Source organism: Streptomyces sp. NPDC037421 (genome assembly GCF_055602105.1).
This window is the reverse complement of record NZ_JBVJWV010000054.1, coordinates 18,877-30,781: the sequence shown is the minus strand read 5'-3', so window position 1 is coordinate 30,781 and position 11,905 is coordinate 18,877. Positions and strand designations below refer to the sequence as shown.

At 68.8% G+C, this 11,905-nt stretch carries 12 protein-coding genes; 7 read left to right on the top strand and 5 right to left on the bottom strand.

All coding sequences use genetic code 11. The annotated features are described in order from the left end of the window. Positions 1 to 463: 463 nt before the first annotated feature. The 5 genes from ACZ7IF_RS37535 to ACZ7IF_RS37515 all read right to left on the bottom strand — a co-directional run bounded on the left by ACZ7IF_RS37535 (position 464) and on the right by ACZ7IF_RS37515 (position 5,725). Positions 464 to 1,030 (bottom strand): GNAT family N-acetyltransferase, encoded by a 567-nt coding sequence (locus ACZ7IF_RS37535; RefSeq protein WP_470981308.1) that lies wholly within the window; start codon positions 1,028 to 1,030, stop codon positions 464 to 466. Further along, positions 1,027 to 1,287 carry a hypothetical protein gene (locus tag ACZ7IF_RS37530; RefSeq protein ID WP_470981306.1) on the bottom strand — a complete coding sequence of 87 codons (261 nt, stop codon included), beginning with the start codon at positions 1,285 to 1,287 and terminating at the stop codon, positions 1,027 to 1,029. Before ACZ7IF_RS37530 ends, ACZ7IF_RS37535 begins: the two co-directional genes overlap by 4 nt. A 943-nt stretch (positions 1,288 to 2,230) precedes the next feature. Then, positions 2,231 to 3,688, bottom strand: coding sequence for a catalase (locus ACZ7IF_RS37525; RefSeq protein WP_362474029.1), 1,458 nt, complete (start codon positions 3,686 to 3,688; stop codon positions 2,231 to 2,233). Between the two features lie 237 nt (positions 3,689 to 3,925). Further along, positions 3,926 to 4,816 (bottom strand): 2-hydroxy-3-oxopropionate reductase, encoded by an 891-nt coding sequence (locus tag ACZ7IF_RS37520; RefSeq protein WP_470981304.1) that lies wholly within the window; start codon positions 4,814 to 4,816, stop codon positions 3,926 to 3,928. Positions 4,817 to 4,891: 75 nt separating this feature from the next. Continuing rightward, positions 4,892 to 5,725 carry a TIM barrel protein gene (locus tag ACZ7IF_RS37515; protein ID WP_469116655.1) on the bottom strand — a complete coding sequence of 278 codons (834 nt, stop codon included), beginning with the start codon at positions 5,723 to 5,725 and terminating at the stop codon, positions 4,892 to 4,894. A gap of 125 nt (positions 5,726 to 5,850) precedes the next feature. Between ACZ7IF_RS37515 and ACZ7IF_RS37510 the strand changes: the two genes are divergently transcribed. The 7 genes from ACZ7IF_RS37510 to ACZ7IF_RS37480 all read left to right on the top strand — a co-directional run bounded on the left by ACZ7IF_RS37510 (position 5,851) and on the right by ACZ7IF_RS37480 (position 11,897). Beyond that, a complete protein-coding gene (locus tag ACZ7IF_RS37510) occupies positions 5,851 to 6,102 on the top strand; it encodes a thiamine-binding protein (RefSeq protein ID WP_385533509.1) in 252 nt (83 codons plus the stop codon). Further along, positions 6,099 to 6,503, top strand: a complete 405-nt coding sequence (locus ACZ7IF_RS37505) for a helix-turn-helix domain-containing protein (RefSeq protein WP_470981302.1) — start codon at positions 6,099 to 6,101, stop codon at positions 6,501 to 6,503. The genes ACZ7IF_RS37510 and ACZ7IF_RS37505 overlap by 4 nt, the downstream gene beginning before the upstream one ends. A 147-nt stretch (positions 6,504 to 6,650) precedes the next feature. Next, on the top strand, positions 6,651 to 7,166 hold the full coding sequence (uraD, locus tag ACZ7IF_RS37500) for a 2-oxo-4-hydroxy-4-carboxy-5-ureidoimidazoline decarboxylase (RefSeq protein WP_470981300.1): 516 nt from the start codon (positions 6,651 to 6,653) through the stop codon (positions 7,164 to 7,166). A gap of 2 nt (positions 7,167 to 7,168) precedes the next feature. After that, entirely contained in the window at positions 7,169 to 7,558 is a 390-nt protein-coding gene (uraH, locus tag ACZ7IF_RS37495) for a hydroxyisourate hydrolase (protein ID WP_470981298.1), read from the top strand. Between the two features lies 1 nt (position 7,559). Further along, positions 7,560 to 8,483 carry a factor-independent urate hydroxylase gene (pucL, locus tag ACZ7IF_RS37490; protein WP_470981296.1) on the top strand — a complete coding sequence of 308 codons (924 nt, stop codon included), beginning with the start codon at positions 7,560 to 7,562 and terminating at the stop codon, positions 8,481 to 8,483. Between the two features lie 187 nt (positions 8,484 to 8,670). Beyond that, the gene (locus tag ACZ7IF_RS37485) at positions 8,671 to 10,074 is read left to right on the top strand and encodes an 8-oxoguanine deaminase (RefSeq protein WP_470981294.1); all 1,404 of its coding nucleotides are present in this window, start codon (positions 8,671 to 8,673) and stop codon (positions 10,072 to 10,074) included. 431 nt (positions 10,075 to 10,505) lie between these two features. After that, a complete protein-coding gene (locus ACZ7IF_RS37480; protein WP_470981292.1) occupies positions 10,506 to 11,897 on the top strand; it encodes a nucleobase:cation symporter-2 family protein in 1,392 nt (463 codons plus the stop codon). The last annotated feature ends 8 nt before the right edge of the window (positions 11,898 to 11,905 follow it).

Sequence of the window (11,905 nt, the reverse complement as noted above, 5' to 3'; positions counted from 1 at the left end):
GCGCTCCCTTCGGTCGCGTCACTTCGTGATCGCCTTCGGCGACCCTTGACCGACCGTCCCGCCCCGGAAAGCCGAAAGACTGCCGGGAAACCCCCGAAAGAACGGTCACGGGGCAGGAGAGGCGCATCGACTCCCTCAGAGAAGAGGCGACGGGGCCGGGCCCCGGCCCGCCGGACATCCGGGCCCGTCCAGTCCTGGTCCAGGGCCGGGGGTGCGGCTACCTGCACGAGAGGTCGATCTGAGCGACCGGGGACCCCCCAGGCGCGTCAGATCGCCACGCGCTCCTCTCTTCTCGGCGGCCGGCGACCGTCCGGGGCTGATACCCGCACCACATGGTGATCAGAGCGTTGTGGGAAGCCGACGGGCGCGCCAGATCGCTACGCGCTTCTCTGGTCTCGGCGACTGGCGGCCGTCTTGGGTCGGTACCTGCACGGAATGGCGACCGGAGCAGCGTGGGAAGCGGTCAGGCATCTTGCGGCTTGTTGGCGAGCAGCATCACGTAGTGCAGCGGTGCTCCAGGCCACGGGTGGGCGTCGCCCACCTTCTGGTGGCCCCATGCCCGGTACGCGGCCACGGCCGCTGTGCTGTCCGGGTGGACGTTGAGCAGCACGCGTCCGGCGTCGGTCGTGGAGATGAGGGCCTCGTGCAGGCGCCGGGCGACCCCCTGCCTGCGCCAGGGGGCGCGCACGGCGAGCTCCATCAGGCCGAAAGTTCTGTGGCCGTCTTCGCGGCGCACGTCTTCGGGGACTGGCTCGGTCAGCTGGTCCCACCAGCCCGTCCGGGGGCCGAGTGGGTAGCCGTAGGCCATGCCGATCGGATCGCCGTCAGCGGTCGTGGCCAGGGCTCCGACGAAGGTGCTCTTGCGGGTCTGGGACCGGAAGCGGCGTAAGGCGGCAGTTACGTCCGCTTGGGTCTCGTCGTAGGGAGGTTCGGCGAAGGCCTCGGCGTAGACCAGCCGGAAGGCGTCCTCGGCCTTGGCCGCTGCCGGTCCGTCGAGCCTCTCGATGGGGAACTGTGCTGACTGGTTCATTTCCGGCCCTCCCAGACGGTCTCGCGGATCCGCGCGACGCAGTCGCGCGCGGTCCGGCTCCCGATCGCGGCCGCCGAGCGCTGGAAATCACGCACCTTGCCCAGCAGGCGTGGAGAGGCGATGCCACCCCAGGCGTCCAGGACGCCGTTTACCTCGGCGCACGCCTCTTCAACCTCGCCGGCCGCGAGCAGCGCATCGGCGAACCTGACGCGGTAAGAGGCACTGTTGCGGGCCAAGCCGCTGCCGATGCCGCCCACTGTGGCCCGGAGGAATGGGACCGCTCGTCCCGGCTGGTTGGCTCGCATCCCAAGGCGGTCGTCGGACGCTGAGACGAGAGGAGCGCGTAGCGATCTGGCGCGCTTGGGGGCTCCGCAGGCCGCTCTGATTGACCTCTCGTGCGGGTAGTCGCGCCCCTGGTCCGGAACGGGGACGCTGAGGGCCCGGATGCCCGGCGGGCCGACGCCCGGCCTCTCGCCTCGTCCCTGACGGACCCGCCCCTCCTTCTTCTGCCCCGTGACCGTTCCTTTGGGGGCTTCCCGGCAGTCTTTCGGCTTTCCGGGGCGGGACGGGCTGTCAAGGGGCGCCGAAGGCGATCACGCAGTGACGCGACCGCAGGGAGCGCCCTTGACAGGCCGGCACGACACGGAAGGACGATGGGACTGACGGGAAACCCCCAAACCAGCCATGAGACCGTCCCGGGGGCTACCGCCCCCACTCCACCCACCCGCACCTTGGGAGGCGGGTGGGCAACCACCGGCCAGCCCCCACCCCCTCGAGGGGGAGATAGCGGGCCCGCACCGCCAGCCCGTACCCCCCCACAACAAAGAGCCGAGTCACGGGACCGTCCGTGACTCGGCTCTCTGGTTTGTTACCGCCCGACGGAGCGAGGCTGGCGCGACAGGACGTTCGCACCGCCGGGCGGAGTTCGGAAGGTTCTCCTCTATATGGAGGGGGCCCTGTGCGTGGCCCCTCTATATAGAGGAGTGGCTGGGACCGTGGCGGTCGGGCGACGAGAACTCCGGCGTCGTCTCCCTCAGGTCAAGAGACGGGCCTCGGAACCCATTACCACCGCACTGGCTCGCTCGCCCGCCACGGTCCTCGTCCTGCCCCCACCGCGTACCACCCCTCATCCGGGTCCGCGGTGCGGGCTCGGCACCCGGGGCCTGACCTCCCGTCAGGCCCCCGGTGCAGCTTTTCGGCTCAGGCGTCGCGCAGGGCGCGGACGGCCTCCTCGACGCGCTTGCCGTAGTCGGCGTCCGCGGCGTGGAAGTGAGCCAGGTTCTTCTCGATGACGTCCTCGAGGGTGACCTGAGACAGGCCGCCGGCGATGTTCGCCACCAGGCGCTGCTTCTCGGCCTCCGACATCAGGCGGTAGAGCTCACCGGCCTGGAAGAAGTCGTCGTCCTTGGTGTGGGCCGGGGCCTCGTGGGTGCCCGTGTAGCCGGAGACGGCCTTCGGGGCGCCGAGGGCTATGCCGGTCTCGGCGGGGCCCTGGTACGAGTTGGGCTCGTAGTTCTTGTCGGTGCGCGAACCGTTGCGCAGCGCCATGACGCCGTCGCGGCCGTAGTTGTCGGCCTTCGTCGCCTTCGGGGCGTTGACCGGCAGCTGGGTGTGGTTCACACCGAGGCGGTAGCGCTGGGCGTCGGCGTACGCGAACAGGCGGCCCTGGAGCATCTTGTCCGGCGAGGCGGTGATGCCCGGGACGAAGTTGTTCGGGGAGAAGGCGGACTGCTCGACCTCGGCGAAGACGTTGTCCGGGTTGCGGTCGAGGACCAGGCGGCCCACGCGCTGCAGCGGGTAGTCGCTGTGCGGCCACACCTTGGTGAGGTCGAACGGGTTGAAGCGGTAGTCCGCGGCCTCGGCGGCGGGCATGATCTGGACGTAGAGGGTCCAGCTCGGGTTCACGCCGCGCTCGATCGCCTGGAGCAGGTCGGTCTGGTGCGAGTTGGCGTCCTGGCCGACGAGCTCGGCGGCCTGCTCGCCCGAGAGGCAGCGGATGCCCTGGTTCGTCTTGAAGTGGTACTTGACGAAGAAGGCCTCGCCCTGGGCGTTGGTCCACTGGTAGGTGTGGGAGCCGTAGCCGTTCATGTGGCGGTAGGACGCCGGGATGCCGCGGTCACCCATCAGCCAGGTGATCTGGTGCGTGGCCTCGGGGGCGTGCGCCCAGAAGTCCCAGACGTTGTCCGGCTCCTGCTTGCCCGTGAAGGGGTCGCGCTTCTGGGAGTGGATGAAGTCGGGGAACTTGATCGGGTCCTTGATGAAGAACACCGGGGTGTTGTTGCCGACGAGGTCGTAGTTGCCCTCTTCGGTGTAGAACTTCAGCGCGAAGCCGCGCGGGTCGCGGACGGCGTCCGCGCCACCGAGGGAGTCGGCGACGGTGGAGAAGCGCAGGAAGGTCTCGGTCTTCTTGCCGACCGTGTTCAGGAACGCCGCGCTGGTGTACGCGGTGACGTCGTCGGTCACCTCGAAGTAGCCGTACGCGGCCGAGCCGCGGGCGTGCACCACGCGCTCCGGGATGCGCTCGCGGTTGAAGCGGGCGAGCTTCTCAAGGAGCTGCTGGTCCTGGATCAGGAGCGGGCCACCGACGCCGGCGGTGGCGGAGTTCTGGTTGTCGGCGACCGGGGCGCCGGACTCGGTCGTCAGCGTGCGCTTCGACATGGTGACCTTCCGTACGGGTAACTGCTGACGGAATGCATCTTCCGTCATGCGGAACAGCCTAAATTCGGCGTGAACGCGGCGTCAACAGTTTGTTTAAAAGAAAGAGTGAGGAGAGGTGATCCGGACGGTGCCGGCGCTTGGGCGCGACAGGACAGGTGTCAGCACCGGCACCATCCGGAAACTCAGGCCCCCGTCAGGGCGGGGGAGGGCGGCCCGGGGCAGCGGGCCGCCGTGGGATCAGATCTGGGCGCCGGAGAGGCGCTCGACCGCACGGAGCAGCGCGGAGTGGTCCAGGCCGCCGTCACCCTGGGCGCGCAGCGAGGCGACCAGCTGGGCGACGACCGCGCCGACCGGCAGGGCCGCACCGACGTTGCGGGCGGCGTCGGTGACGATGCCCATGTCCTTGTGGTGCAGGTCGATCCGGAAACCGGGCTTGAAGTCGCGGTTCAGGAAGTTGTCCTTCTTGCGGGTCAGGACCGTGGAGCCGGCCAGACCGCCGTTGAGGACGTCCAGGGCGGCCTGGAGGTTCACGCCGGACTTCTCGAGGAAGACGACGGCCTCGGCGCACGCCTGGATGTTCACCGCCACGATGAGCTGGTTGGCGGCCTTCACCGTCTGGCCGGAGCCGTGCGGACCGCACAGGACGATGACCTTGCCGAGGGCCTCGAGGATCGGCAGGGCCGCGTCGAAGTCGGCCTGCTCGCCACCCACCATGATCGACAGGACGGCCTCGATGGCGCCGGCCTCGCCGCCGGACACCGGGGCGTCGATGACGCGGATGCCCTTCTCGGCGGCGTTCTTCGCCAGGTCGACGGAGGTCTGCGGGGTGATCGACGACATGTCGATGATCAGCGCGCCGGACTTGGCGTTCTCCAGGATGCCGTTCTCGCCGTAGGAGATGGCCTCGACCTGCGGGGAGGCGGGCACCATCGTGATGATGACGTCGGCGTCGGCGACGGCCTCGGCGATCGAGCCGGCCGCGGAGCCGCCGGCGGCGGCCAGGCGGTCCAGCTTGTCCTGCTCCAGGGTGAAGCCGGTGACCGAGTAGCCGGCCTTCAGGAGGTTCTCGGCCATGGGGGAGCCCATGATTCCGAGACCGATCCAGGCGATCTTGGGGAGGTTGCTCATGATGAGGGTCCTTCTCTTAATGCTTCGTACGAAAAGTGCGTGAGGTGCCTGGCTGATCGCCTGGACTTGGTCCGCCTACTTGGCGGCGCGGGCCTCGGCCGGCAGCCACTCGAAGGACGCGGCGGCGTCGGCCGCCTTGTACTCGAGGCCTACGTAGCCCTCGTATCCGGCCTTCTTCAGCTGGTCCAGGAGCGCCTCGAGGGGCAGCTCGCCGGTGCCGGGGGCACCGCGTCCCGGCTTGTCCGCGATCTGGACGTGGCCGGTCTTGGCGGCGTACTTTTCGATGACCTCGGAGAGGTCCTCATCGTTCATCGCCAGGTGGTACAGGTCGAGCAGGAACTTGGCGTTCCCGAGGCCGGTGGCCTCGTTGACCTTGTCCACTACCTCGATGCCGGCCGGGGCGCTCACCAGGGGGTAGAGCGGCGACTCGGGCTTGTTGAGGGTCTCGATCAGGAGGATCGCACCCACGCGGTCCGCGGCCTGGGCCGCGACGACCAGGTTCTTCAGGGCCAGCTCGTCCTGGACGGCCGGGTCCACGCCTTCGACGCGGTTGCCGTACAGGGCGTTGAGCGCCTTGCAGCCGACCGAGGCGGCGAAGTCCGCCGCCACGTTGATGTTGGCGTTGAAGCGGTCCGACTCCTCACCGGGTACCGATACCGCGCCGCGGTCCGGGCCCGGCAGCTGGCCGGCGTAGAAGTTCAGGCCCACCAGCTGGGTGCCGGCGTCCTCAAGAGCCTTCTTGAGGGCGTCGAGCTCCTCCTGAGCGGGGGTGGGGGTCTCGATCCAGGGCCACCACAGCTCGACCGCGGTGAAGCCCGCCGCGGCGGCGGCCGCGGGGCGCTCCAAGAGCGGGAGTTCCGTGAAGAGGATCGACAGGTTCACATCGAAGCGCTGGTCCGTGTATCCCATGAGGGGTGTGCGCTCCTTCCGTATTGCGGAAGTTATTTTCTGCTTGATGGAAGACTGCAAGCCGAGCGTCGCACTTGTCAAGTGCGGACTGCCGGAATCTCAGGACTGCCCGGTAGCTTGGCGACGTGCGATTGAGAGTTGAGTTCACGACCGAGCCCTTCGACCTCGAAGAGGCTCCCGCCCACGCCGTTGCCGCCCGCGAGGTCATCCAGAAGGCCGAGCTGGACGCGGTCGACGTCGGTCCGTTCGGAAACACCGCCGAGGGCGAGTCCGACCGGGTGCTGACCGCCGTGGCCGCGCTGCTGCGCGACTCCCTGGAGGCCGGCGCGACGCGCGTCTCGCTCCAGGTCAACGTCATCGGGGAGGACGGCGCATGACCGAGCCCCGCGACCACCCCTTCGTCGCCGCGGTCAAGCCGCTGGTGGACGCGATGGGCGGCGAGATGATGGACCCCGCCCAGGCCGAGCCCGACGACGTCGTGCTCGCGTGGGAGGGCCAGGAGCTGCTGGCCGTGCGCCTGCCCCAGCTCTCCGACTCGCTGGACCACATCCTTGCGGCGCTGGAGCGCCGGCACGGCGTACCGTTGGCGCAGCTGGACCGCAAGGCCAAGCAGGACGTGGTGCGCATACTGGAGGCGCGGGGCGCCTTCTCGGTACGGCACGGCGTGGAAACGGTCGCGGGCGCCCTGGGCGTAAGCCGCTTCACGGTCTACAACTACTTGAACCGGGACGCCGCCGCTCAGACGAAGCCCAACAAGGCAGCCAAGAGTGAGGGCTGAATAACCCGTGGTGACGAGCCGCCGCCCAATTCACCCGGGCGGCGGCTTTTGTGTACGGGAAGTTTCAACAAAGTGTTGACGCCGTGTTGCCGAGGGCGTTAGCTATGCGCAGCCCGTCAAAGCAACAACAGGCCACGGAGGCCTACCGTGACTTCGAGTCCGACCCCGGGTCTCACCCGGTTCAACGCCTTGGACGACAGCGCGGCCACGGCCGAGCTGCACGAGGTGTGCGCCAGTTCGGCGTGGGGGAGCAAGATGCTCGCCCAGCGCCCCTTCGCCACCGCCGACGCCCTGTTCGCCGCCAACGAGTCCGCCATGGCGGAGCTCACCGCGGAGGACCTGGGCGAGGCGATGGGAGGCCACGCGCCGATCGGCCGGCCGAAGCCGGGAGACCCGACCTCCGCCCGCGAGCAGCGTGGCATGGCCGGCGCCTCGGAGGAGCTCAAGAACGAGCTCCTGGAGCTGAACCTGGCGTACCAGGAGAAGTTCGGCCACGTCTTCCTCATCTGCGCCACCGGTGCGACCGGTGAGTTCATGCGGGACGCGGTCAAGGTCCGGATCGCCCACTCCGCCGAGCAGGAGCGAGAGATCGCCCGCGGCGAGCTGGTGAAGATCAACCGGATCCGCCTGACCCGTCTCGTCGAACTCGCAGAAGGAGAGTGACCATGAGCACCGAGACCACCGCGTCGGTGTCCACCCACATCCTGGACACCAGCATCGGCCGCCCCGCCGAGGGCGTCGCCATCTCCCTGTCGGCCCGCGCGGGCCTGGACGGCGAGTGGGCGGCCCTGGGCGGCAGCGCCACCGACGCCGACGGGCGCTGCAAGGACCTGCCGGCGCTGCCGGAGGGCACCACACACGTGCGTCTCGATTTCGAGACCGAGACGTACTTCGTCAAGAAGCAAGCCGAGGCGCAGCAGGACGCCCCCCGCGTAAGGGACAGCGGTGCGTTCTTCCCCGAGGTAACCATCACCTTCGCGGTGAACCCGGGCGAGCACTACCACGTACCGCTGCTGCTCAACCCGTTCGGCTACTCCGTTTACCGAGGGAGCTAGCATGGCCACGATTCTGGGCCAGAACCAGTACGGCAAGGCAGAGAACCGCGTCGTCAAGATCACGCGGGACGGCGACACCCACCACATCAAGGACCTGAACGTCTCGGTCGCCCTCTCCGGCGACATGGACGACGTCCACTACTCCGGCTCGAACGCCAACGTCCTCCCGACGGACACCACCAAGAACACGGTGTACGCGTTCGCCAAGGAGTACGGCATCGAGTCCGCCGAGCAGTTCGGCATCCACCTGGCCCGCTGGTTCGTGGGCAGCCAGGAGCCGATCCAGCGCGCGCGCATCCGGATCGAAGAGTACGCCTGGGACCGCATCGCCACCTCGGACGCCAACTCCAAGTTCATCGGCGCCGACGAGGTCAACCACTCCTTCGTCCGCAAGGGCATGGAGACCCGCGTCACCCAGATCACGTACGACGGCCAGAACTGGGAGGTCATCTCCGGCCTCAAGGACCTGATCGTCATGAACTCCACGAACTCCGAGTTCTGGGGTTACGTGAAGGACAAGTACACGACCCTGCAGGAGGCGTACGACCGCATCCTGGCCACCCAGGTGTCGGGTCGCTGGCGCTTCAACTGGTCGGACGACGAGCAGCGGATGCCCAACTGGGAGAAGTCCTACGCCGAGACCAGGAAGCACATGCTCCAGGCCTTCGCGGAGACCTACTCCCTGTCGCTGCAGCAGACCCTGTACCAGATGGGTTCGCGCATCATCAACCACCGTTCGGAGATCGACGAGGTCCGCTTCTCGCTCCCGAACAAGCACCACTTCCTCGTCGACCTGGAGCCCTTCGGCCTCAAGAACGACAACGAGGTCTACTTCGCCGCGGACCGCCCGTACGGTCTGATCGAGGCGACGGTCCTCCGCGACGGCGCTGACGCCCGTATCCCCGTGGACATGACCAACCTCTGAGCGCGGCGCGCGTGTCCCGGGGCTCCGCAGTGGCCCCGGGGCGCGACACCCCCACAACTTCCTGAATCGGCACCCGGACCAGCACACGGGGCGGCAGTACTGTCAGCTGTCAGGCCCCCGGCTCCGGCACTCAAATCCCCTGGGTTTTGCCGTGCCCGCACCGCCACTGAAAGCACGAGGAAGTCCCATGGCAGCATCGGCAGCCCATGACAGCGCCGTAGAGCGCATCGTCATCGAAAACTGTGCGATCGCGACCGTCGACGCGAACGACACCGAGTACGCCTCGGGTCACATCGTCATCGCCGGCAACAAGATCGAGTCCATCGGCGCGGGCAAAGCCCCCGAGAACCTCGACAACGTCGTCCGCCGCATCGACGGCACCGGGCACCTCGTGACTCCCGGTCTGGTCAACACGCACCACCACTTCTACCAGTGGATCACGCGTGGCCTGGCCACCGACCACAACCTCTTCAACTGGCTCGTCGCGCTGTACCCGACCTGGGCGCGCATCGACGAGCAGATGGCGTACGTGGCGGCCCAGGGCTCGCTGGCCGCGATGGCCCGCGGCGGTGTCACCACCGCGATGGACCACCACTACGTCTACCCCAAGAACTCCGGCGACCTCTCCGGCGCGATCATCCGCGCCGCGTCCGAGATGGGCGTCCGCTTCACCCTCGCCCGCGGCTCCATGGACCGCAGCGAGAAGGACGGCGGCCTGCCGCCGGACCACGCCGTCGAGACCCTTGAGGGCGCCCTGGCCGACACCGAGGCGACCATCAAGAAGTTCCACGACGCCTCCGCCGACTCGATGACGCAGGTCGCGGTCGCCCCGTGCTCCCCCTTCTCGGTCTCCACCGAGCTGCTGAAGCAGGGTGCCGAGCTGGCCCGCCGCCTGGGCGTGCGCATGCACACGCACGGCTCGGAGACGGTCGAGGAGGAGAAGTTCTGCCACGAGCTCTTCGGCATGGGCCCGACCGACTACTTCGAGTCGACCGGCTGGCTCGGCGAGGACGTGTGGATGGCGCACAGCGTCCACATGAACGACTCCGACATCGCCGCGTTCGCCCGGACCAAGACCGGTGTCGCGCACTGCCCGTCCTCCAACGCCCGTCTGGCCGCCGGCATCGCCCGCGTCCCGGACATGCTGGCCGCCGGCGTCCCGGTCGGCCTCGGCGTGGACGGCACCGCCTCCAACGAGTCCGGTGAGCTGCACACCGAGCTGCGCAACGCGCTGCTGATCAACCGTCTGAACCCGGTGCACCGCGAGGCCGCGCTCAACGCCCGCCAGTCGCTGCGCCTCGGCACCTACGGCGGCGCCCAGGTCCTCGGCCGCGCCGACAACATCGGTTCGCTGGAGGTCGGCAAGAACGCCGACCTGGTCCTGTGGAACCTGAACACCTTCCTGCACTCCTCGATCGCAGACCCGGTCACCGCGCTCGTCTTCGGCGCGGCCGCCCCGGTCACCGCCTCGTTCGTCAACGGCAAGCAGATCGTCGAGAACAACCGGCTGCTCTTCGCGGACGAGGACGCCATCGCGGTGTCCACCCGCGAGGAGGCCCAGCGCCTGGCGCGGATCTCCGCGCAGGGCTGATCTCCCCAGCGACCGCTGGGGGGAACCCCAGGAGTCCGGCCGGGGGGGACGGCCCCCGGCCGGCGGCCGCGGACCCGAGCGGGGTCCGCGGCAGCCGTTCCCGGGAAGCGCCCGAGGAGAGATCCGAGGGCGCCCCCGGGAGCGGTCACCGCTCCCACCGGAGCGGTGGTCCCGCGACGACCGCCCCGCGGCGGTGACTCGTGACACCCGCACCGCAGCGACGCACGCCTCGTGCCACTGCCACGGCACCACCAGCCCTGGACGGGCATGGAGCCACCGCGTGGAGCCGATTTTGGGCGAATCGATTCCGCACCCCTTGGGACAAGAAGTAGCAGCACCCACAACTCCATACAGGCTCGACCAGCACGCTTTCGCACCACCTCCATGACACCCACGTCCCTGCCGACGTGTTTAACCGACCGGAGGAAGCCGTGGCCGCAACGCCCAGGTTTCGCAAAGATGCAGTCGCAGTACCGGAGGAGAAGCACCCGGTCGACGAGACCTTGCCTCCGCTGAAGATGTTCACGAGCGGTCTCCAGCACGTGGCCGCCATGTACGCGGGTGTCGTAGCCCCGCCCATGATCGTCGGCCCGGCGGTCGGCCTCTCCGCCACCGAGACCGCCTTCCTGATGGGCGCGTCGCTCTTCACCGCAGGGCTCGCCACCCTCCTCCAGACCCTCGGGTTCTGGAAGATCGGCGCCAAGCTCCCCTTCGTCAACGGCGTCTCCTTCGCAGGTGTGACCCCGATGATCGCCATCGGCAAGGGGGAGGGGGACGACGCCATCCCCGTCATCTTCGGCGCGATCATCGTCGCCGGACTGGTCGGCTTCATGGCCGCCCCCTACTTCGGCAAGCTCGTCCGCTTCTTCCCGCCCGTGGTCACCGGCACCGTCATCACCCTGATCGGCGTCTCGCTGCTCCCGGTGGCCTTCAACTGGTCGCAGGGCGGCAACCGCGCCGCCGCCGACTACGGCTCGATGCAGAACATCGGCATGGCGGCCCTCACCCTGGCGATCGCCTTGGTGATGCGGAAGTTCCTGCGCGGCTTCCTCCAGCAGATATCCATCCTGCTGGGCCTGGTCGCCGGCACGCTGATCGCCCTCCCGCTGGGCATGACCAGCTTCGACGCCGTCAAGAACGCCTCCGTCGTGGGCTTCCCGACCCCCTTCCACTTCGGCGCCCCGCAGTTCCAGGTCGCCGCCATCGTCTCGATGTGCATCGTGATGCTGGTCTGCATGACCGAGTCCACCGCCGACATCCTGGCCCTCGGCAAGATCGTCGGGCGGCCCGCGGACGCGAAGACCATCGAGGGCGGCCTGCGCGCCGACACCCTCGGCAGCGCGCTCAGCCCGCTGTTCAACGGCTTCATGTGCAGCGCCTTCGCCCAGAACATCGGGCTCGTCGCGATGACCAAGGTGCGCAGCCGCTTCGTGGTCGCGGCCGGCGGAGGCATCCTGATCCTGCTCGGCCTGTGTCCGATGGCCGCCTCCGTGATCGGGGTCGTCCCGCTGCCCGTCCTCGGCGGCGCCGGCGTGGTCCTCTTCGGCTCGGTCGCGGCCAGCGGCATCCAGACCCTGGCGGGCGCGGCCATGGAGAAGGGCGAGAACGCCCTGATCGTCGCCGCCTCGGTGGGCATCGGCCTGATCCCGATCGCCGCGCCGGAGTTCTACCACGCCTTCCCGAAGGACCTGCTGGTCGTCCTCGACTCCGGCATCAGCACCGGGTGCGTGGTGGCGATCCTGCTCAACCTGGCCTTCAACCACCTCGGCGCGAAGCGCGACGCGGCCGCGGAGGCCGCGGCGGAACCTGCCTTCGTCCACTGACCCCGGCG

What these genes read in the sequence shown, in the direction of transcription:
- ACZ7IF_RS37535 (WP_470981308.1), bottom strand. Translation starts at nt 1,030, where the DNA reads ATGAACCAGTCAGCACAGTTCCCCATCGAGAGGCTCGACGGACCGGCA.
- ACZ7IF_RS37525 (WP_362474029.1), bottom strand. Translation starts at nt 3,688, where the DNA reads ATGTCGAAGCGCACGCTGACGACCGAGTCCGGCGCCCCGGTCGCCGAC.
- ACZ7IF_RS37520 (WP_470981304.1), bottom strand. Translation starts at nt 4,816, where the DNA reads ATGAGCAACCTCCCCAAGATCGCCTGGATCGGTCTCGGAATCATGGGC.
- ACZ7IF_RS37515 (WP_469116655.1), bottom strand. Translation starts at nt 5,725, where the DNA reads ATGGGATACACGGACCAGCGCTTCGATGTGAACCTGTCGATCCTCTTC.
- ACZ7IF_RS37505 (WP_470981302.1), top strand. Translation starts at nt 6,099, where the DNA reads ATGACCGAGCCCCGCGACCACCCCTTCGTCGCCGCGGTCAAGCCGCTG.
- uraH (WP_470981298.1), top strand. Translation starts at nt 7,169, where the DNA reads ATGAGCACCGAGACCACCGCGTCGGTGTCCACCCACATCCTGGACACC.
- pucL (WP_470981296.1), top strand. Translation starts at nt 7,560, where the DNA reads ATGGCCACGATTCTGGGCCAGAACCAGTACGGCAAGGCAGAGAACCGC.
- ACZ7IF_RS37485 (WP_470981294.1), top strand. Translation starts at nt 8,671, where the DNA reads ATGGCAGCATCGGCAGCCCATGACAGCGCCGTAGAGCGCATCGTCATC.